The sequence below is a fragment of the Enterococcus sp. DIV2385 genome, from assembly GCF_051711925.1.
GTDB lineage: Bacteria > Bacillota > Bacilli > Lactobacillales > Enterococcaceae > Enterococcus > Enterococcus faecalis.
In genome coordinates, this window is the sequence record NZ_JBIONV010000001.1 from 2,435,357 (window position 1) to 2,455,983 (window position 20,627).

Sequence of the window (20,627 nt, forward strand, 5' to 3'; positions counted from 1 at the left end):
TTATTTCTCTCCTTCTTGGATAATTGATAGTATTTCTGGGACGGTTTCAGCCGCCACTAAGCGATGTAATGATTCTTTTTTTGATAGAATTTTTGTCAGACTAGATAAGGCCCGTAAATGTGTTTCGTTATCTGAAGCAGCTAAACAAATAAAAAGGTGAATTTCATGCTTAGGATCTTCTAATAAATCGACACTTTTTTGTATTTTTAGTAATGACATGCCTAACTGATTAACGCCATCTTCTGGCCGCGCATGAGGCAATGCTACGTCTGGACAGATATGGATAAATGGCCCAAACGATTCGACTTTTTGAATCATCGCATCAATGTACTTTTCCGTAATACTGCCATTTTTTAATAACGGCTTGGCAGCTTCTGTAATTCCCGCTCGCCAGTCTGCAACTTCAGGCAGGACTTGGACTGTTTCTGTTGTTAATAATTCCGATAACATTGGACGCAGATCCTCCTCTTTTTCTAAAATTTTGTTCATTTTACGATGCAAGACACGATATAACTGCGCTTCTGTGACTCCTTTTTTTAAGGAAATGTAAGGTTTTAAGGCATCTAAAATATCTTTAACATCTGGCATGGAAATACCTGGCAATAGCCAATCTGATTGAACTTGGTGCATCAATTGATTTTTCTCCAAAGAGCTCATAATGGGCTTGGTAAGATAAACCTTTTTGGCTGTTTCAATAGGGACCGTTGAGAAAATGATGTCATAGCTTTTTTCAGATACATTCTCTATTTCCCTCACCGCATTCGTTTCTTTAAATTCAATCATTGGAAATAGCCGACGCAATTCCGATTGCAAAATCAACGAAGAACTGATACCACTGGGACAAACAATTAGCGCTTTTAGCTTTTCTTGCCGCTGCTCATTTTTTTGGCCGAAAATTTCTCCACCAAATAATATGGTAAAAAAACCGATTTCCTCTGACGGGATTGACCGTTTCGTTAATTTTTCTAAAGGAGCTAACGCTTGTTCGCAAAGATGATAAAGCGACCGATACGATTGTCGAATATCCTTGATTAAAACATTCGGCAAGTAAAAGCCATAGCTAATCCGAAAATAGGCAGGAACCAGATGATAATACACATTCATGAGCAATTCACGAGGCTGTTCAAATTGAACGACGGCCAACAATTCCATTTTCCGAATAATTTCACCAGAAATATCTAATAAAAACTCTAACTTCGTATCTCGCAATTCTCCTTGCAAGGCTGTCATTAAACAAATCGTGAAAAAAAGACTCTCAGTTTCTACATTCGCCACTGGCCCAACTAAATCACTTAAAATACGACGACTGACGGGATAAGCGCGTAAGGACTGAATTAACTGGTTCTCAGGCCAGACGACTGTTTCATATTTGCCTAATCTTTTTTGAGAAAACGCAAGAAAGTAACTAATTTCATCCAATCTGCTGGGTACCAGTTGAAGCTGTGCTTCCTGGACGGCTAATTGAATGCCGTCACGCATTTTTGCGTATTGGCTCATTTGATGCTGACTGAGCCAGCAAAATAAAGCAAAGGTGCCCGACTTTTGTTGTAAGAGGCGGGCAAGCCAATTTTTCCCGAAACGACGAATCCGAAATTCATCTCCTTCTAGGTAAAACCCTCGTTTTCGTTCGTAGGATAAAGCAATGTTTTCAGTTGCTAGTTGGTGTCGTACTTTTTTGATGTCCGCTAAAATAGTGCCTTTCGAAACGTCTAAAAAATTTTGGTAATGATACACCGATAGTTCTTCGATTTCTGAATAAGTGAGCAAAAAAATAAGTGCTTGTCTTTCTGTTTCGCTATAAATCACTTGACGTTGTTGAAAAAGTTGTTTTCCCCATTCATTTGCGGAAAGGTTTGGAATACTGACGGTATTCTGTTGAACTTCTCCGCCTATTGTCGAAAGTTGTGTCACTAATTCTCGTTGCGAAAGATCGGTTATTTGTTGAGCCAAAGAGAGCGCAATTTTTTGCCCTGCATACTCGTCAAGGAGATAACTTATTTTATAATTCACAGCTGTGTCCTCCTCCTGTAATCATCATATAATGATAGCGCTTTATTTTCTATCTAAGTTGGGTACAAATGTCTACTGTACTTTTTTGATAAATTGTACCGTTCTTTATTTTAAAGTTAACAAAAACCTGTTGCAAGTTTCTTAAAAACTTACAACGGGTTTTCTTTATGTTAATTGTGTTTGTAATGCGATATTCAGCAAAATAGCCACCGCTACCCAGCCGCCACACATCACCAGAAGCAGCCAACTAAACATTGATTGTTTTACTAAAGACTGCTTAGGCTTTGCCAGATGTACAAAATTCATGCTATTTACTAAGAACAGTAAAAATAAAGCAAAACAAAGGACGGCCAAGCCAGCACAAATCCAAATCCACATCGTAATCTCCATCTATATTCCTCCTTCTACAATTGACTCTGTTTATAAAAACAGCACATTATTTTTCCTTTTTCCTTTTTTTATTCAAATAATAGAAACTTGTTAGTACTACGAGTAAACATGCAATACCAAGGCTGTAAAGCCACGTGCTATTTCGTTCACCTGTCCTTGGTAATGACGTCTGTGCATTAGTCGGATTCGTTTTAGCAGTGGTTTTTCTGCTCACTTTTTCTTGTTGTTGTGACGTTTTTTTATCTTTATTAGTGACTGGTTGTTCTGTTGACTTAGTGCCACCTTTCGTTTTTAGGGGTGCCTTCCCTCCATAAAACGTCACACCGATATTCGTTTGTCCCGCTTCTTCTGCAAAGCTCTCAGAAGAAGCGGTCAGAATCGCAATGCTGACGGTTAAAAGTATTCCCAATGTCACCAGAAGTGATCCTTTACTTTTCGCTGTCATCATCGCGCACTCCTTGTCTATTTTTCAAGGCTGCCTGTTTTTCTTGTTGTAAATAGGCTTGTTGTTTCAGTGTTGCTTTCTGTTGTGTAAAACGCCAAATAGCTAGAATTAGACTCACAATTGTTGCAGCTAACAAGCCATAAAAAGCTTGATTCCACCAAATCGGTAGGACCAATTTCACTACTGCTTCTTTGTTTAATTTCTTGGCTTCTTGACTACTGATGGTAAATTCTTGCTTAAACGGCCACACTTGTTGTTCATCTTCTTTCAAGACCGCTTTTCCTTCAAAAATATAGGTTCCTGGACGAACATTTTCTTTCCCAAAATCTAAATGGAAGTTCATCGTCGAATTCGGTGCGAAACGAACACTTGGTAAAATCCGTTTGGCATATTCTTTCGTTTCGCCTTTTTTCGTTACTTTTCCTTCTAAACGTACTTCAGGAAAAATAGCGGATGTCGGATTCTGAATAACCGCTTGGACCGATTTATTTCCTAAAGCAATGGTCGGAACTAATTTAACTAATTGAAGAGTCTCTGCTAGATACATTGGTGTATCTTCTGACGTTCGTAAAGCAATCGCTACGTTAAACCCATATCGACTGGTTAACCCCGTTGATTTTCCTTTTTCTTCCTTTTCATCTTCTGCAAGCGAAGCGTAGACACCACCTAAGACTAATCCCTGAAAACCATTTTCTGGAATTTCGACAGTCATTTTAGCTGCTACGGTTTTCTTAGCGGGAACTTTCACATGTTCCTCAGGCAATTTGATCAATGTTGTCAAGGGTACTTTCAAACTTGCATCTGGTTTTTTCTCGAAATCATTGTACACAATTAAACCATTGTCATTCGTCGTAGCATTTGCCAAATTTAAATCAATCGTTAATTCTTCATTTGTTTTATTAATTAATGACAGTTCTACTTCTTGTTTCTGTCCTGGTTTCACAATGAGATCGTAGTAGGATTGCGTATTTTTCGCTTGATTCTCTGGAATATTGGGTTTAACTGTAAATTTTGTATTCATGTTGTCATCCGCTTCTTCTGCTTGTACAGCAGAAGGGATCCTTAATGCCATCACACAAATAAAAACTGTGACGATTAGCCAGCGCATTGTCTTCATTATTTGTTCCTCCTATGTATCGAAAAGGAGCCGTGCACCACTGCGCAGCTCCTTTTCTAGTAATGCAGTATTCTCGTTAGTAACTGTTTATGGCGCAGCCACTAATGTCCAAGTTACGTTACCTGTATACGCACCATTTATAATTTGTGAACTAGGTGTTGTAATGTTTAATTTTACATTTGATAATTCAGAATCCCATGTACCTTGACCTTTACCAACTGCTGCTGTAGCAATTGATACAGCTGCTCCACCTACTGGAATAGTTGTTCCAGCAAATTCAGGACTTCCTGGATCTGCTGCAAAGGCAGCTACATCACGTGAGTATGTTTTTGCTGTTTCATCGTATTTCGCTACTGCTCCTGTTTGTGCAAAGGTAATTGAGCCTTCTAAAGTAGCAGTGCCATTTTTCATTTCAGCAACGCCGGCAGTAACTGACCAACCCGCTTGTGTTCCACGAACATCCCCAACGGCATAACGTTTTGTTTGGGTACCTGTCGCATCTAACGAAATCGCTGATAAATCAGAACTAACTTCTGTCGAAGCAAATTTGAATTCTGTTGGAACATATAACAAATCAAAATTTGTATTCGAGCCTGGTTCTGGTTCTTGGGTGCTTCCATCATCTCCATCACCCGTACCGCCTGGTAATGAACCACTTGTCATCTCTACGTTTGCTGGTGTTGTACCAGTTGTTGTTGCATGTGCTGCTGCAGGAGCAATGCTTGCCCCTAAAATTGCCGTTCCTGCAAATAAAGTTACCAATGTTTTTTTCTTCATTTTACTCTCTCCTTTATATCTTGGTTAATTAATGAATAAAAAAGTGAAAAACTTTTCTATCTCAGTAGAACGTAAACTAAGTATAGCGAAAAAAAGACTGCTTGTGATTTCAAATTTTAAACACCTCATGCAAAAAAAATGAATTTACTATAACAGCAAGGTTCCAACGACTTTTTGTGTCTTTGAAAACGTAATTTTCAAAAAAGATATTGTTTTTTTTCACATATAAAGTAGTAATTTTATAAAAAAACAGCGAGAAAACGTCAAAACATTAGTAACAAACACTAACATTTTGACGTTTTCTCGCATTTATTAAATCGAAATTTCCTCAATATTTTTAAAAAAAATAGTGAAAACTAAAATTATATCGTTTTCATAGACAAAACGTACATTTTTTCTTACGAAAATTGATAATCACTCGCTGACTATTCTCTAATCAAAGCTTGCGTTGTACAGCGGAAGGAACCACCTAACATTCTAGAAACATGGTAATCAATTGCCTCAACTTTGATACCTTTTGCTTCTATTTGAGGAATTAAAGTTGTAAACGATTGGTCCGTTATATACGTTTCTTCGTTAAGCGGTAGACCATTTGTCACTAAATACGCTGCTTCTTGCAAAGTAACGTGAATTTTTTCCCAGTTTGCTAATTGCGCAGGAAGTCCATCCAAAAAGGCCTCTTCACAAACAATCATCAAGCCTTCTCTCAACAAGCTTAACGCACAATCTAAGTGGAGAATATGCGGATGTAACCGAACCGGCACCACTTCATAACCAAAATGACCAATCATATTGGCTAACCACTGAATTCCTGCTAGGTTACTTGCCAAGCCAGAGTAGCCCACAAAAATTGTTTTTCCTAGAACTAAAACATCGCCGCCTTCAATAAAGGGACCTGCTTCACTTAAAGCCCCTTCAGAAATGTCAGGTTGTGGCGCAGCAAAATAATAGCCTTCTGCTTCTTGTGTCCACTGCTGAATAATCGGACGAATTGGTAAAATTTCTTGTCGACGGTGTTGAAATCTTAAGTTTCCTTCTATTAAGAGATTGCCAATTGTAAAAAAAGGGTCTCGTGAAAAGAAGTTACTATATCCTACGCCCAATTCCTTGCCATGTTCTTTTTCATAGGTTGTCAATAAACGTGGACGAAATACTTCTACGCCATAAGATTCTAATACTCCTTGCATGACTTCTTTTTCTTTTTCCCAACGAACTTGTTGTTCTGGTGCAAAGTCTGCTAAATCACGCCCTTCATTATTCTGTGTTAAACGGGCATTTTCCTCTGTTAAAAAAGTCGTATCCGCTTCATCAAATTTATCTGGTAAACAAAATTGCGATTGTGCTAAAACAACTGAACGCAACGGTGCAAATTCACTTTCAACATGCATTTTTTTCATTATTTGACCTCACTTTTATCTGGTTACCTTCATTATAACAGAGATAAAATTTTTATGCCTTCAATGAAGAAAAAGCAGAACTTCTATACGTTCTGCTTTTTCTTCATTTTGTTATTTGCCAATACCTTTATCTTTAATCTCAGCTTTTTGCCCGGTGCCATCTACTAAGCCAAAAATAATCTTCGCTTGGTCTGTATTATCAATTTGTCCTGAAAAAGCTTCTGCTTGTGGGCCATAAGCATAGACATTTACATCTTCTCCTGTGTGTCCGCCAGTAGTCCAACCAGTATTCGAACGTTCATCAAAAATCTTTCTTAATGCCTGAGCGATTTTTTCAACATCTTTTGACTCCGCCGCTGTTTTCACTGCTTTCAATTCAGCCTCACTTAATTGAAAATCAATATACTCAGTCACTGTTTTTTCCACATTACCATTTTTAATAATTTCTTCTGCCATAAAATCAGGCGTGCGTTTTGCCGCATGTAAAGGCTCCGTCAACCAGTTGTATTGATCTCCTTTGCCTAAAGACAAGCCCCCTGTTGAATGATCTGCAGTTGTAACCACCAATGTTTCACCATCTTTTTTGGCAAAATCGATGGCCTTTTCAAACGCCGCTTCGAAGTCTTGCATTTCGCTCATCGCGCCAACAATATCATTGCTATGCCCGGCCCAATCAATTTGACTACCTTCAACCATTAAAAAGAAACCTTTTTCATTTTTATCTAACCGTTGAAGAGCCGCTTCTGTCATATCAGCTAATGAAGGGACCTCTTCCGTTCGGTCAATCATTTTAGGTAGCCCGCCTGGTGCAAACAAGCCTAAAATTTTGTCGTCTTGGTTTTCATTTAACGACTTTTTGTCTGTGACATGACCATAACCCGCTTGGGAAAATTCTTTGACTAAATCACGATCTTTCCGGGCAAATAATTCGGAGCCGCCGCCAAGTAACACATCGACTTTGTGTTGTCCGTCGATTTGATCATCAAAATAGTCATCGGCGATTTCTGCCATATTTTTGCGTGAAACATTATGTGCGCCATATGCAGCAGGGGTTGCATGTGTTATTTCAGATGTTGCTACAAGCCCCGTTGATTTCCCCACTTTTTTCGCACGTTCCAGCACTGTTTCTGTTTTGGACTTGTCATTATCGAGCGCAATAGCATTATTGTAGGTTTTCACTCCAGCAGCCATCGCTGTCGCTGCGGACGCTGAATCGGTGACATTCTCTTCTTCATCTTCTGGATAAGTGGCTTGTTGCCCAACTAAATAGGTATCAAAAGCTGTTTGGGGAACACGCTTGTCTGAGTGATTGGCTTTGAAATAGCGATAGCCCGTTGTATACGGATTCCCCATGCCATCTCCAATCATAAAAATAACATTTTTTACTGGTGCTTTTTCGGATTCAGTTGCCTTCGCTTCAGCAACCTCTGTTTGTTTTTCGCCGCTTTTTTGTTCAGATAAATTTGTACAACCCGCTAATGTTGTGAATGTTAATAAGGTAACCCCTAGCAAAGCTCTTTTCTTCATTTCCTTGTTTCCTCCTTCATATCTACCCATACATTGACTATAACAAGTCTTAGTTGATTTCTGATAAATAACAAGTAAACAAAGTGTTAAGTTGTTGTATTGCTTCTGTTAAGTTCCTTATTTGTCGCGTCTTGCTGCTCTTTTTTCGGCCTCTTTGCGTAATTGTTTCTGCGCTTTTTTTGAGCCGCGTTCAATATCTTTGAGTTTCTTTCGTTCATGGAAATCTGTAAATAAACTTTCTAAATCATAGTCTTGCGGATATAGATCTTGTGCTTTCGCTTGTAATTTTAACCGTCTTCGTGGTACATTTTCAATTTTATCATTCACAAATACTTGGATTTCTTGTTCACCCTCATCTGTAAAAACCAACCCAATTTGTTGTGTTTCTGTCAATAGGACACGATCACCTTTTTGATAACGGTCTGTTTCTTCTACAAACGTGGCAAAGGTCGTTTCTTTTGCTTTCAGGGGTTTAAATAGACTTCGATTAGTAGGGTATTCTTTCCGCTGAATATAATGAGCCGCCTTTTCAATGAGCTGTGGCTCCATCTTCATTTTACGTGCAATCCAAAGCGCCTGACTATCGCCAACTTCACCAATTTTCAATTGATATTTGGGCGTTAATGTTTCACGATCGAAGGCCATTGCGGCGGGCACAAAATCGTCATGCTCTTGGGCAAAACGTTTAATTTCACCATAATGGGTCGTTGCAACTACCAAGGCTCCCTTTTGATACATCGTTTCCATGATAGCAATCGCTAAGCCAGCTCCTTCGTTCGGCTCGGTGCCACTGCCAATTTCATCTAATAAAACAAGCGTGTGTCGCTTAACATTACGCAACATTTCCGCAATATTTTTCATGTGCCCAGAAAAAGTGCTTAACGCATTTTCCAGATTTTGCTGATCACCAATATCGACAAAAATTTCATCTAATACTGGAATCTCTGTGCCCGCTTGTGCTGGAATTTGCAACCCAAATTGTGTCATGACAGTCAATAAGCCAACTGTTTTCAAGACAACCGTTTTACCACCAGCATTGGCACCTGTAATGACAAGTCCTCGATACTCTGCTCCTAAAGAAAACGTCAATGGTACTGCGTGTTCTAATAAAAGAGGGTGTTTTCCTTGAACAATGCGCAAGCGTTCTTCTTTGTTTACTTTTGGCGTAATCCCACCAATTTCGCGACTATACTTTCCTCGTGCAAAAATAATATCTAAGGTGGTCATTGTATCGACGGCTTGATCGACTAGTCGTTCTTGCTCATTGATTAACCCTGTTAGTTCTGCCAAAATTTGATATTCTTCCGCTGTTTCTTCCGCTTTTAAGAGTGTCAATTGTTCATTTAATTTACTAATTGCTACAGGTTCAATAAAGACCGTTTGTCCTTTATTGGATTGCTCAATGATTGTGCCTGAAACCTTATTTTTATAGCTAGCTTTGATTGGTACCGTGTAATGTTCCCCTTTTTTCACCATCATATTTTCTTGAATATACAGTTGATTATTTTTATTGCGTAAAAATTTGGTGACTTTTGTTTCAATTTCTTGTTGGCATTCATTGATTTGACGCCGGATTTTCCGAAGTTGTCGAGAAGCATCGGTGGCAACTTTTTGATTATGGATTTTCGTATAAATTTGTTCTTCAATTGCTCTGAAATCAGCTAAGTGCTGACTGTAACTAAATAGGCGTGGTGTTTGGTATTGATTTTTTTCAAAAAACTTCTGGATTCGCTGACTACTTCTTAAAAAGTCAGCGACCTCAATCAATTCGTTTGGTGTAAGGATTAAGCCTTTTTTCACTTGTTGAAGCAAGCGGGTAATTTGGCTCAAGCCCATGAAAGGGACGTGTTGTCCGCTATCAATAATTAAGCGGGCCTCGGTTGTTTCCGTTAAGCGGGACTGCACTGTTTCTAAACGTGTTGCAGGGACCATTTTCGCCAACCGTTCTTTACTATACTCGCCAATCGCACGTGTTTGAACTTCTTTAAGAATTGTTGTAAATTGTAATTTTTGAATGGTTTCATGATTCATTTGTTTTTTCTTCCTTTCTATCACGAAAAGAATACCTGGCGCCTTTAAATAAAAACCAGTTTCTACAGAAAAAAGAGGACAGCGTTCTACCGCTGTCCTCTTTATCATTGGATAAAGGTTACTAAAGAAACCTCTTCTAAAGGAGGTATTTAGTAAATGAGATGACTGACAGGTATCACTTTCTAAGCACACCAAATAAACCTTGCTTGGTTCACTGGTTATTCAACTTATCAATTAGATACCTACGACACTCACCAAAATACCCCACATTCATTTGTTGGTTTTTATTTATTCTCCACTTGAGAGTAGCAAATCTGGCGAAGAAAGTCAAATAAAGATTGGCCCTTTACTTATTCAATGTCTTTTTCATCATGGTTAGTAACGTTTTCACGTCTTCTGTTCTAGTGTCCCCTGTTTCTTGATCGATAATTGAGCTGTAGACATGAGGAATGATTTTTTTAACGCCGGCATCCACCGCAATTTGAACAATTTCTTCAAAGTTTTCTAAATCAATGCCCCCTGTTGGCTCTAAGTAAAAGTCATACTTGGCACAAGCTGCTGCTACTGCTTGGTATTCTTCTTTGTGAGCCAAGCCTTTCATCGGGAAATATTTAATGGAACTGCCCCCCATGTCTTTCAACAATTTGATGGCGGTTTCGATAGGCACTTCCGCCGCTGGCGCACCAGAGCTTAACGGACCTGTCGCAATGTTGACATAGCCAACTTTGCCTGTGGGTGAAACCAAGCCATTAATCACTGTTTCGTCTTGACGAAGTAAGGCCCGCGAAGCGCCGACACCTGTGAAGACTTGGTTCACGTGTTGCGGTTGTAAAACTTCTGATAAGCGAGCCACCATTTGACTTTGATTAGGATCGCCAGCCCCTAAGCCGACAGATAAAGCGTTGTTGGTTGCTGCTTGGTATTTTTTCATATCGTCAATGGCTGCTTCATCGGTTTCATAGTTTTTTGAAAGGACGCCTAACACAACATGCCCTTCTGCTGCTTCATAACAGGCTTGGGCATTTTCTACTGAATTGGCTAAGACGTTTAAACAAATGCGTTCTTCTAAATAATTAGGTTTTAATGACATGGCTTATTTCTCCTTTGTCTCCATAATTTCTTGTAATCGTTGCACGATTTTGTTCATTTCTTCTTGATTGACAGAACGAATGTCAAACTCAATGATGCCATTGTTGGCTTGATATTCTCGCGTATAAATGGCTGGACTTTCTGCTTTTAACGCTTGGATGACTTCCTTAGCGGTTTTTCTGCCGTCCACTTTGACACTGGCGCGATAAATGTCTCGGCCAGCGCCATCTTGGACGATTTTAGCGGTTAAATCTGACAAGTTGTTGATGGCTTCAACAAACGGTTTTAAGCGCTCTTGCATCGAAGCCCCTGATTCACTGCCATGCGCCAAATATTCTTCCACTGCTTGCGTAAAGCCTAGGATATTGTCTTTGCCAATTTTCATTGCTCGACCAATGCCTTTGCCTTGTAGGCGCACCCAGTCAATGTATTCTTTTTTCCCGACCACTAAACCGGCACTTGGCCCTTCAATGGCTTTGGCGCCGCTGTAAATCACCAAATCAGCGCCTGCTTCGGTGTATTTGAAAAGATCTTCTTCTGCTGCCGCGTCAACAATTAGCGGCACCTTGTGGCGTTGCGCCACTTTGGCCGCTTCGGCCACCGTCAGCATACTTTTTTGCACGGTATGATGGCTTTTGATATATAGAATGGCCGCTGTTTTTTCAGAAATCATCATTTCCACGTGTTCTGGACTGCACATGTTGGCGTAGCCAGCTTCCACCACTTGGCCGCCGCCTTGCGCTACCATAACTTCTACAGGCGTGCCATAGTCCACGTTGTGCCCTTTAGGTAAAACAATCTCTCGCTGTTCGATTTTTTCTGTATAGGGATGATACGCGTGGTACAAGCTGCCTTTTCCAATCAGGGCAGCCACCGCTTGGGCAATCCCCGCCGAAGCCGAGGAAACGATTTGGGCATCTTCTACCTTCAACAAGTTGGCTAAAAAGGCCCCTGTTTGCACACTAAGTTCACTCATTTCAAAGAAATGTTCGCCGCCGAATCGTTGAGCCGCGAGGACTGCCTCCGAAACTTTGGAGACACCTAGAATGGTCATTTTCCCAGAAGCATTAATGACTTCTTTTAAATGGAATTTTTCGTAACTATTCATTATTTTCTCCTTTATAACAAACCAAAGAATGAAGTGACCAAACTAACTAAGACAATCGTGCCGATAATGATACCGTAACGTGGGCCTTTTTTTACCATGAAGAAATAAATAGCCATGACTGCTGCTAAAGGAAGTAACCCTTTCATAATTTGATCTAGGATATCTTGTAAAACAATCGTGGCACCGCCAGTAACTTTAAACGTCATCGGGCTAGCAATTTTAACATAACTCGCACTTAAAGCGCCCATCATCATCATTCCTAAAACATTTGCTGAATAAATGACTTGCTTAATTTTGCCGTCTTTTAACAAACTTAAGATTGAATTACGCCCTAATGTATAGGACTTATTCACTAATGTCCAACTGATGTATAACGTAATGGCTGTGTACAGAACCAACGGACCGATACTTCCAATCACGTTACCTCCTTTAGCCATTGGAATAAAAATGGAAATGATTAACGGCATTAATGCTGCCCAAATAATCGAATCGCCAATCCCAGCCAGCGGACCCATCAGCCCAGTTTTAATCGATGTGATCGCCGTATCAGAGATCGCTGCGCCATTGGATTTTTCTTCCTCCATAGCAATTGCAATCCCTTGAATTGAAGCCCCTACTGTTCCTTCAGTATTAAAAAAATTCAAATGACGTTTCAGAGCTTCTCTTTGTTGTTCTTCATCGTCTGCGTAAAGTTTTTTAATTGCAGGAATCATCGATGCACAAAAAACTAAACTTTGAAGACGTTCATAAGAATTTGATAATTCACAGCCTAGTTGATAAATCCAAAAGGCTTTGGATAATTCTTTTTTAGTAATTTTTTTCTGTTCCAATTGTTGTTCATTTGCTTGTGTCATTTGTTCCATTATGCTGCCTCCTCACTCAATGCCTTATTTCTAACTAAAAAGGCAATACAGATTCCTAAAATAGCGACGGCCATAACTTCTGCGCCAAAATATACTACTGCAACAAAACCAATTAAAAAATAAGGAATCAAATTTTTCTTGCCAATTACCATAATTGTTAAGGCGAAGCCTAACGCTGGTAAAATACCACCCATTACTTCAAAGCCGTGCATCAACCATGCTGGGATAACTTCTAAGACTTTATTCACCACAGATTGACCAAAAAAGTTCGCCGCAAAAACCAACGGAAAGCGAATTAAAAATCCCGCTAAAGCTGGATAAACAAACGCAGCTCGGTAAATCCCCCCATAATTTAACTCTTCTGCATATTTATCAGCCATATGCACCCAAGTCGCATTGATGGTCCGCCGTAATTGATCCATAAAGACGCCTAACACACCAAAAGGAACAGCTAGTGCAACGGCAGCTTCGGCATTCATTCCCACACCTAAAGCAATTGGAATCGCAATTGCTGAAGCTAAAGCCGGATCACTAGGTACATTGCCGCCCGGTGTGGAGGTGACTCCTAGATAAACAAGTTGAATCCCCGCCCCCACAACCATTGCTTCACTAAGTTTTCCTGTTGCTAAACCAGCCACCAACGCTGCACCTAATGGCTGAGACAGCATGCCTGAAAATGTGTACCCAAAACGCAAACGTGCAAACCAATAATAAAGTCCCATAATAATTGAAACACCTAAAACGCCCATATGATTCTCTCCTTTTTCTCTGATTATAGTGATTGATATTTTTCAATTAATTTTTGAATTGGTAGGGGATTTTCTTCGGGAATCGCTTGGAAGAAAACATGGATGCCCTTCGTTAAAAGTTCAGTCAAAATTGCAACATCTTCTTCAGATAAATTGATATTTTTTAAAACATTTTTCCGATTTGGTCCGCCACCTAAGCCACCAACTTGAATCTCCTCTTTAATAATTTCTTGGTCCACCATCGCTTTTAAGGTCGTTAAATCTGGCACTAAAAATAACACCTTTTTCTCTTCCTTTTCTTGCGATTCCCAATATTCTTTGGCACTTTCAATCCCTTTAATTACTACAGAAACCCCTGGAGGCGCCGCCATTAAATAAATACTTTGTAAAAATTCATCTTGCTCTAGTTCATCACTCACTACCAAAATTTCATTTGCACCTGATTGTTGTAACCATTTAGTCACTACTTGTCCATGGATTAAACGGCTATCGACTCTTGTTAATACGATTTTTGACATTCTGTTCACCTGTACTTTCTTATTTTGGAATTTCTAAAATTTGACAACTGTCTACTGCTGCTTGTTGAATCATCTCTGCATCTTGTAAACGAAATCCAGGACCACTTTGTTTCATGACAGATTCTAATAATAACGATGTGCATAATCCTGACACAATCAGGAGGTCATAATCTTTTGATAAACGTAATGCAACGTTACTAGGTGTGCCGCCTTTAACATCTGTTAAAATTAGCAACTGGTTGTGCCACGTTAATTGGTCAATTTTTTCTGTGACTCGTTCTAAATAATCCCCCAGTGAATCCTCTGCTTGTAATGCTACTTCATGTACATTTGTGACTTCTCCTACAATCATCTGGACGCTTTTGACTAATTCCAAGCCCCAACCATTGTGTGTTAAAAGTAAAATTGGTTCATTTTCCATAAACAAACTCCTTTGCTAATTAATCATTTTATTAAGAGCAATAAGTGTGCCAACTTTCATTTCCGTTTGAATTAAGCCTTTTCAAAGAGCAATTCATAAATATAGCGCACTTCCAAAGGTGGAATCAACAAATTATAGGACACTTCAAGCGGTCGAAACGCCATTTTTATGACAGATACAGCTTCTGGCAACTCTCGATATGACACTTCATAAGCTGTCGGGTCATATTCTGGATTCAACAATTGCCGTTCTAACATACAAGCACAATGAATGATAAAACGAAGTAAAACCTTTTCGTCACTTTTTATTTTAGTTTGCAAGCAAATGTCTGAATAAATCTTAGCTAATTCGATTGAAATGGTTGTAGGATTCAAAACCGTTAGTAAGTCTGTAATAGCTTCGATTGATAATCCTTGAATATATTTAGCTGAAACTTTTTTTAGTAACTCTTGGTTTTGTTTTTCTTCTAAATGATGGCCTAATAATTCGAAAACTAGCTGAATGCCCCGCTTCGATAGTAAATCTTGTAAAGAAATAAACGGAATATCTGGCACTTCTGTCTTTACGGTGCCAATGATACCAACGATTTTCTCTTCTTTCCGAACAAAAGAATGCAAGCGATCAATGTCTTCCACTTCTCTTTTCTCTAAAGTAATGATGCGTACATTCGTTAGTAATTCATTGGGAAAAGTTTTTAGTAACAACTGTTCAATTTTAATAGCAGTCCCCATGCCAGTTAGACAGGAAATAATGAGAACTTTTGCCTCGTTGAAGCGACCTTTACTGCAAATCAAGGCGCGATGATTTTTTTCTTTTAAGACTGGTAATAGATACTCAAACGCCGTCGATTCATAAATGACTTCTCGGGCCACTTCTAGCAATGTTAATAGATTGATATTGCTAATTAGCAGCACTTCCATTTGAAACGTTTGACTGATAGCATTACCAAAGTAAACCAGGGAACCGATGTCCACCATTAAAATAATTTTTTTATACTGATTTTGCTTTACAATTGTACGGACTTTTTCTAATGTTTCTTCCACTGATTGATTAATCGGCATATCAACTGCACGCATGACCGTTGTTGAAAACAGAAGGTTGGTGTACTCAACCATGCTGCTGGCCGTCGCGGTACCATGAGCAACGACGATAACGCCACAGTTTTCTTCAACTGAGTGCGCTCTTTTTTTAGCTGTGACTTTACGAATAAATAGATCGAAAAAGAGGATTTCCGTATCAGCAAAAGAAATCCCAAACAACGTTTGTAAAAAGTCCACCATGGTCTTAGCGGCTTGATACTGGGTTACTTTGCCAGAATAGATATTTTTGGTATCTGAATAAAATGTTTCATTCATTTGTGCAGAATAAAAAACAGCAGAATAAAGGTGGACAATTAAAATATTCTGGAAATCCTCTGTCAATTTTTCTTGGATTAATTGTTCAAAAAAGACAATGGCTTCTTGAATTTTTGGCTGCAATGTTTCGTCAATGGCCTCTATGGCTAGCGGTTCTTGAGCAAAAATATCCATATCATAAAGTTGCTCGACTTTGTTTTGCATGATTGCTAGCGCATCCTCTGTCGAAAGAGTTAATTTTTTCAAATCCGCATATTCTTTCAATAGAAAATTATAAAAACGATCATTTTTCAGACTTTCTGATTTAAGTAACTCTTGACTGCTTAAATAAAAATGGTTGTATTGAATCGTGAGGCCATCGTTAGGTATCCACTCATTAAAAGCCAGCAGACTTTCTACATCAGGTTGCTCTTTGACTGTCCCCTCGTTTGCTTCAATGCAAATAGTTTCCGTTAATTGGTCGAACACTTCTAAATAGGCTTGTGCGCTCATAAATTGAATCGCCGCTTTCAATTCACCAACGTTGGCTTCAAAATGAGTAAACGTTAATTGTTTCAACGCCTCATAACGAATATGGATATTCTTTTGAATCCGTTGACTTTCTTCTAAGAAAAAGGACAAAATCAATTGAATTTTTTCTTTCAAAGAGCGCTCGGCTAAAGCTGGAATGGCTAATGTCACAGGGATCCTTCTTAAAAACGTTTTCAAAAAATGTTGATTGACTGCTTCGGTTGTTGCAAAAATAAATTTTATCGATACATTTCTTTGTTTTTCGGCTTCGCCCATCCGTGTAAAATACCCTTTATCCAAAACTGTAAACAATTTTTCTTGGCCTTCGCTCGTTAATCGATGGACTTCATCTAAAAATAAAAAACCGCCATCTGCCAACTCCACTAAGCCTTTTTGGTCATTGACGGCACCAGTAAAACTGCCTTTTTTATAGCCAAACAGATGCGAAGTTAATAATTCTGGATTGTTGAAATATTCTGCACAATTAAAATAAATAAACGGAACTTCTTGGTTCATTTTAACTTGATAAAATTGGTGTAATTGTTCTGCAATTAAGGTTTTCCCAACCCCAGATTCTCCAGTAAGTAAAATATTCAAGCCATTAGGCGGATATAAAATAGCGGCTTTCAACTTCTTGATGGCGTCTGCTAAGCTCCCATCAAAACCAATTACGTTCGCAAATGGATTCATTTTCAGTAGCTGCTTTTTCTTATGTATCTGTTCTGTCTGTTGATAAATGTCCTCTTGCAGCGAAGCGAGGGAATCGTAGCACGTGCTACTTTTAAAAAAAGGAAACTGTTCCTCTAAGTAGTCTTTATCAAAAAATAACACTGGTCTAGATTTAACTTTAACGACTTGGTCTTTTCTCACTAATTCTGAAAGCTCTTCACTAACAGCGGTTCGGGTATAGCCAGAGGCCTGACTTAATTGCGAAGCCGTTGCGGGCAACAAGGTTGCTTTGCTACTTGGATTTTGTACGTGAAACTGTTTTAACGCTTGATGAATATTATCAATTCTCATAGTCTTTTCCCCATTTCTTTTTTGATCCAAAAGTTAATTTATTATACATTAAAACGGAAGCGGTTTCTTATTTACCATGAAAAAAATCAAGTCTTTAACCAAAAGATTAAAGACTTGATTTTTATTCTCCGTATTGTACAAGTTGTGTATTTTCACAATGAAAGTCCAAGAAATCTTGGATTTTTTTACCATTGAAGTAGTTATCAATGACTCGCATGACCGCATTGTGGCAAACAAATAGGTAAGTTTCCTCTGAAGCCAAGGCTTCCTCAATCAGGGGATAAATTCGACCCGCGACATCTAGGACTGATTCCCCTTCTGGAAACGGCAAGGAAATCTCAGAACGATTTTCTTGGAAAGCCGTTGTTTCAATCGGTTCACCATCATAAATACCAAAATTCATCTCAATTAAACGAGGTTCTGTTTCAATCGTCAATTGATTTCGTTCCGCAATTTTACGTGCTGTTTCTTGCGCCCGTTTTAAAGGCGACGCCAGTAAACGGTCGATTTGAATTCCTTGTTTGGCAATTTTTTCAGCTACCAATTCCGCTTGTTGATAGCCTTTTTCGGTCAATTGCGCTTCCGCATGACCACAAATTCTACGGGCCACATTATAATCTGTTTCACCATGTCTCACTACGTACAGCATTTTTCCACCTCAGTTTTTTGTCTTGTGTCTATTTTATCTGAAATTTGGTCACAATAACACCCTATTTAGCGGTAACTTTCTGGTAATTTAAATTTGCCTTCTTGCTCAAACTGTTCGCCTACTTGGAATAAGAGATCTTCACGTCCACGTGCAGCCAACAATTGAATGCCTAAGGGTAACCCCGTTGCCGTAACATGTGTGGGCAAGCTGATAGCTGGTTGTCCTGTCAAGTTCGCTAGTTGAGTATACGGTGTTAGCTGTAAACTTTTATCAAAATAATCATAGATTAATTCAGCTAATTCTGCTTCTGTTAATTCTGCTGCTTGCGCCATTCGTTGACGAATGTGCTCACTTTGCAAATCTTCGTTAATTTTTGGTGCTGAAAAAGCCGTTGTTGGTGATAAAAACAGATCAAATTTTTGGAAAAGTTCTTCCATCGTTACTGCTGCTTGATCCCACAACTGTAATGAATGAACATAGGTGGCTGCTGGAATCTTTTGGCCAAATTGATGCATGGTCCATGAAAAAGGTTCGATTTCTTCTTTACGAATTGGGCGCCCGAGCCCCTGTTGAATGCTATTCATCATCGCTGTAGTTTCTGCGCCGTTCATTTGATAATAGGAGCGAATCAGCGCTGCACCATCGACTGGATAAGGAATCTCAATGATTTCATGGCCAGCGGCTGCCAGAAAATCAGCCGCTTGTTTCGCCGCTTGTGTTGCTTCTGGCGAAATCATTGAGCCGATAGGCGAAGCGGTGCACAGAGCAATTTTTAGCCGTTGTTTTCTAGGGTGTGTTTGCCATTCTGCCAAGGGCGCTTGGTAGGGGGCGCCACTGTGGCTACCACGTAGGCCATAAAATAACGCTTTGGTGTCTCTCATAGAAATAGTCAACGCAAAGTCAATCGAGGCACCTTGCCAGCCTCGCCAGCCTTCTGGGCCGACAGGCATGGAGCCACGGCTAGGTTTTAAGCCAATTAAGCCACTAAAAGAGGCGGGAATTCGGATAGAGCCACCGCCATCGCTAGCGCCGGCGATAGGAACAATCCCGCTAGCGACAACTGCGGCAGCGCCGCCACTGGAACCGCCTGGCGAATGTTCCAGGTTCCAAGGATTGCGGGCTGGCCCGTAAAGCGCAGGATCCGTAATATTTTTAAAGCCAAACTCTGGGGCGTTGGTTTGTCCTAATGGCATCAAACCAATCGTTTCTGCTTGTTTGACAAAGTTAGAGGTAGTTGTTGCAGTACTATTTTTAAAAAGTTGCGAACCGGCCGTTGCTGACCACCCCGCTTTTTCTTGGCCTAACATTTTCAATGGAAATGGCAAACCAGCAAATAGTGTGTCCTGCTGTTTATTTTTTTGATAAGTTGCTTCTGCTTCTTGGCTATCAAAGGTTACAAAGCCATTGATCTTTGGATTTAACTTTTGGACTTTTTTCTCAATATCCTTTAAGAGTTCTGTGCGACTTACTTTCTGTTCTTTTAATTGTTGTACCCAATATAGTCCGTCTTTCATACAGACCCACCTCCTATACTATTCCGTATTAGTATAGCATGGTTTTTAGGGGTCATCCTGTGATGGTGATTTTCATTCGTCAAGTGCTTCTCTATTTTAAGTAAATAATTCGCCAATGTAAGGAAGCAACTGCGGATGCAGTTTGTAGCCTTTATACCGTGTATTTTGGATACCTTGTTTTTTAAAGCCCCCTACTTGAATTTTTTTATTTAATTTTGTCAGCTGTTTGGTCATTTTTTTTCGATTATTGGCTGTTTCTTCTGTGTCATATATTAATTTACAAAGGCGCTCCATTGGTAAGTGTTCTTTTGGCGTACTATACAAGACAGCCAGTAGTGCACGTTCTGCGGCTGTTAGCTTTATCCCCTCTACATCTAACTTTTCATCTTCTCGTTGGATGGGTTTATTTAATTCTGCCAAAAGGAGATTTTCTCTTAACGTATCCAAAGTCGCATCCAATCGTAACCAATTGAGAATGCCATATTGATAGCTAATGCTCAATTCTTCCGAGGTAGGAATGTCTTCCGAGCGAAGAAACAACGGCGTTTTAACTCTGGCTAATTCCTTTAGATATAAATATTGTTCTTTGCGAGGAATCGTTTCGCTGAGAATGATGGCATCAAATTTTCGATAAAACAAATGACTTTCCTTAATTTCACCAATCAGACACGTCGTACAAAAAACTTGGTGATCTAAATGCTGTAAGCGGTTTTGAAAAGCAGTTTCTGATAAAATATTTTTTGTGATGACCATTATTTTCATTCTTGATTCCTCCTTAATTCTTTTTTAGTTCAAAATTTTCTCAATTTTCGTGTTTTGTTTTGATATATTTAGTATACTGGAAATTTTTCGAATTAAAATTTAGAAATTTACAAGCAAATCAGTCATTAACAGTCATTCCCGTAATCCCCTATTTATAAAGGATTTTCAATAGTCTTATTTAAAAAATGTTTGTTATTTAATCCTCAACGTGCTATTTTTTTAATTTTTTTCTTTTTTATTTAACTGACAAACGTCAAAAGGTTGGTAGCTAATATCAACCTTTTGACGTTTGTTAGCTACTTTCTCTTGAAATCTTTGGATTTTTTTCTACTTTCACTAAAAAAAACAGCCAAAAGTGGCTGTTTTTTTGCTGTT

18 protein-coding genes are annotated in these 20,627 nt (G+C 39.1%); all 18 read right to left on the minus strand.

The features are described 5' to 3' along the window. On the minus strand, positions 1-2,010 hold the full coding sequence (locus tag IGM04_RS11835; RefSeq protein ID WP_086318189.1) for a BglG family transcription antiterminator: 2,010 nt from the start codon (positions 2,008-2,010) through the stop codon (positions 1-3). Positions 2,011-2,175: 165 nt separating this feature from the next. Beyond that, a complete protein-coding gene (locus tag IGM04_RS11840) occupies positions 2,176-2,400 on the minus strand; it encodes a hypothetical protein (RefSeq protein WP_002355093.1) in 225 nt (74 codons plus the stop codon). Positions 2,401-2,446: 46 nt separating this feature from the next. Then, a complete protein-coding gene (locus IGM04_RS11845; protein ID WP_174123248.1) occupies positions 2,447-2,848 on the minus strand; it encodes an LPXTG cell wall anchor domain-containing protein in 402 nt (133 codons plus the stop codon). Beyond that, complete coding sequence (locus IGM04_RS11850; protein WP_086318187.1) at positions 2,829-3,962, minus strand: DUF916 and DUF3324 domain-containing protein; 1,134 nt, start codon at positions 3,960-3,962, stop codon at positions 2,829-2,831. The genes IGM04_RS11845 and IGM04_RS11850 overlap by 20 nt, the downstream gene beginning before the upstream one ends. Before the next feature lie 87 nt (positions 3,963-4,049). Beyond that, complete coding sequence (locus tag IGM04_RS11855) at positions 4,050-4,739, minus strand: WxL domain-containing protein (protein WP_086318186.1); 690 nt, start codon at positions 4,737-4,739, stop codon at positions 4,050-4,052. A gap of 425 nt (positions 4,740-5,164) precedes the next feature. After that, the gene (locus tag IGM04_RS11860; RefSeq protein WP_002359145.1) at positions 5,165-6,136 is read right to left on the minus strand and encodes a dimethylarginine dimethylaminohydrolase family protein; all 972 of its coding nucleotides are present in this window, start codon (positions 6,134-6,136) and stop codon (positions 5,165-5,167) included. A 111-nt stretch (positions 6,137-6,247) separates the two neighbouring features. Continuing rightward, positions 6,248-7,693, minus strand: a complete 1,446-nt coding sequence (locus tag IGM04_RS11865; protein WP_002381148.1) for an alkaline phosphatase — start codon at positions 7,691-7,693, stop codon at positions 6,248-6,250. A gap of 87 nt (positions 7,694-7,780) precedes the next feature. After that, a complete protein-coding gene (locus IGM04_RS11870) occupies positions 7,781-9,694 on the minus strand; it encodes an endonuclease MutS2 (RefSeq protein WP_002361095.1) in 1,914 nt (637 codons plus the stop codon). A 346-nt stretch (positions 9,695-10,040) separates the two neighbouring features. Further along, on the minus strand, positions 10,041-10,784 hold the full coding sequence (gene dagF / locus IGM04_RS11875) for a 2-dehydro-3-deoxy-phosphogluconate aldolase (RefSeq protein WP_002378063.1): 744 nt from the start codon (positions 10,782-10,784) through the stop codon (positions 10,041-10,043). Between the two features lie 3 nt (positions 10,785-10,787). Further along, a complete protein-coding gene (locus IGM04_RS11880) occupies positions 10,788-11,891 on the minus strand; it encodes a DgaE family pyridoxal phosphate-dependent ammonia lyase (protein ID WP_086318184.1) in 1,104 nt (367 codons plus the stop codon). Between the two features lie 11 nt (positions 11,892-11,902). Next, a complete protein-coding gene (locus tag IGM04_RS11885; RefSeq protein ID WP_002359140.1) occupies positions 11,903-12,754 on the minus strand; it encodes a PTS system mannose/fructose/sorbose family transporter subunit IID in 852 nt (283 codons plus the stop codon). After that, entirely contained in the window at positions 12,754-13,503 is a 750-nt protein-coding gene (locus IGM04_RS11890) for a PTS mannose/fructose/sorbose/N-acetylgalactosamine transporter subunit IIC (RefSeq protein WP_002355079.1), read from the minus strand. The genes IGM04_RS11885 and IGM04_RS11890 overlap by 1 nt, the downstream gene beginning before the upstream one ends. A gap of 23 nt (positions 13,504-13,526) precedes the next feature. Then, entirely contained in the window at positions 13,527-14,021 is a 495-nt protein-coding gene (locus IGM04_RS11895) for a PTS system mannose/fructose/N-acetylgalactosamine-transporter subunit IIB (RefSeq protein ID WP_002355078.1), read from the minus strand. A 19-nt stretch (positions 14,022-14,040) separates the two neighbouring features. Further along, complete coding sequence (locus IGM04_RS11900; RefSeq protein ID WP_002365282.1) at positions 14,041-14,442, minus strand: PTS sugar transporter subunit IIA; 402 nt, start codon at positions 14,440-14,442, stop codon at positions 14,041-14,043. A 71-nt stretch (positions 14,443-14,513) separates the two neighbouring features. Beyond that, positions 14,514-17,327, minus strand: coding sequence for a sigma 54-interacting transcriptional regulator (locus tag IGM04_RS11905; protein WP_086318183.1), 2,814 nt, complete (start codon positions 17,325-17,327; stop codon positions 14,514-14,516). 121 nt (positions 17,328-17,448) lie between these two features. Continuing rightward, a complete protein-coding gene (locus IGM04_RS11910) occupies positions 17,449-17,976 on the minus strand; it encodes a histidine phosphatase family protein (protein ID WP_002359138.1) in 528 nt (175 codons plus the stop codon). A 65-nt stretch (positions 17,977-18,041) separates the two neighbouring features. Next, on the minus strand, positions 18,042-19,490 hold the full coding sequence (locus IGM04_RS11915; RefSeq protein ID WP_086318182.1) for an amidase: 1,449 nt from the start codon (positions 19,488-19,490) through the stop codon (positions 18,042-18,044). Positions 19,491-19,586: 96 nt separating this feature from the next. Then, entirely contained in the window at positions 19,587-20,252 is a 666-nt protein-coding gene (locus IGM04_RS11920; protein WP_002359135.1) for a helix-turn-helix domain-containing protein, read from the minus strand. Positions 20,253-20,627 lie beyond the last annotated feature (375 nt).

Excerpts from the sequence above, each read along its gene's own strand:
- IGM04_RS11880 (WP_086318184.1), bottom strand. The coding sequence starts at position 11,891 with ATGAATAGTTACGAAAAATTCCATTTAAAAGAAGTCATTAATGCTTCT.
- IGM04_RS11895 (WP_002355078.1), bottom strand. The coding sequence starts at position 14,021 with ATGTCAAAAATCGTATTAACAAGAGTCGATAGCCGTTTAATCCATGGA.
- IGM04_RS11890 (WP_002355079.1), bottom strand. The coding sequence starts at position 13,503 with ATGGGCGTTTTAGGTGTTTCAATTATTATGGGACTTTATTATTGGTTT.
- IGM04_RS11905 (WP_086318183.1), bottom strand. The coding sequence starts at position 17,327 with ATGAGAATTGATAATATTCATCAAGCGTTAAAACAGTTTCACGTACAA.
- IGM04_RS11870 (WP_002361095.1), bottom strand. The coding sequence starts at position 9,694 with ATGAATCATGAAACCATTCAAAAATTACAATTTACAACAATTCTTAAA.
- IGM04_RS11840 (WP_002355093.1), bottom strand. The coding sequence starts at position 2,400 with ATGGAGATTACGATGTGGATTTGGATTTGTGCTGGCTTGGCCGTCCTT.
- IGM04_RS11845 (WP_174123248.1), bottom strand. The coding sequence starts at position 2,848 with ATGATGACAGCGAAAAGTAAAGGATCACTTCTGGTGACATTGGGAATA.
- IGM04_RS11915 (WP_086318182.1), bottom strand. The coding sequence starts at position 19,490 with ATGAAAGACGGACTATATTGGGTACAACAATTAAAAGAACAGAAAGTA.
- IGM04_RS11850 (WP_086318187.1), bottom strand. The coding sequence starts at position 3,962 with ATGAAGACAATGCGCTGGCTAATCGTCACAGTTTTTATTTGTGTGATG.
- IGM04_RS11860 (WP_002359145.1), bottom strand. The coding sequence starts at position 6,136 with ATGAAAAAAATGCATGTTGAAAGTGAATTTGCACCGTTGCGTTCAGTT.
- dagF (WP_002378063.1), bottom strand. The coding sequence starts at position 10,784 with ATGTCATTAAAACCTAATTATTTAGAAGAACGCATTTGTTTAAACGTC.
- IGM04_RS11865 (WP_002381148.1), bottom strand. The coding sequence starts at position 7,693 with ATGGGTAGATATGAAGGAGGAAACAAGGAAATGAAGAAAAGAGCTTTG.
- IGM04_RS11900 (WP_002365282.1), bottom strand. The coding sequence starts at position 14,442 with ATGGAAAATGAACCAATTTTACTTTTAACACACAATGGTTGGGGCTTG.
- IGM04_RS11855 (WP_086318186.1), bottom strand. The coding sequence starts at position 4,739 with ATGAAGAAAAAAACATTGGTAACTTTATTTGCAGGAACGGCAATTTTA.
- IGM04_RS11920 (WP_002359135.1), bottom strand. The coding sequence starts at position 20,252 with ATGAAAATAATGGTCATCACAAAAAATATTTTATCAGAAACTGCTTTT.
- IGM04_RS11885 (WP_002359140.1), bottom strand. The coding sequence starts at position 12,754 with ATGGAACAAATGACACAAGCAAATGAACAACAATTGGAACAGAAAAAA.
- IGM04_RS11910 (WP_002359138.1), bottom strand. The coding sequence starts at position 17,976 with ATGCTGTACGTAGTGAGACATGGTGAAACAGATTATAATGTGGCCCGT.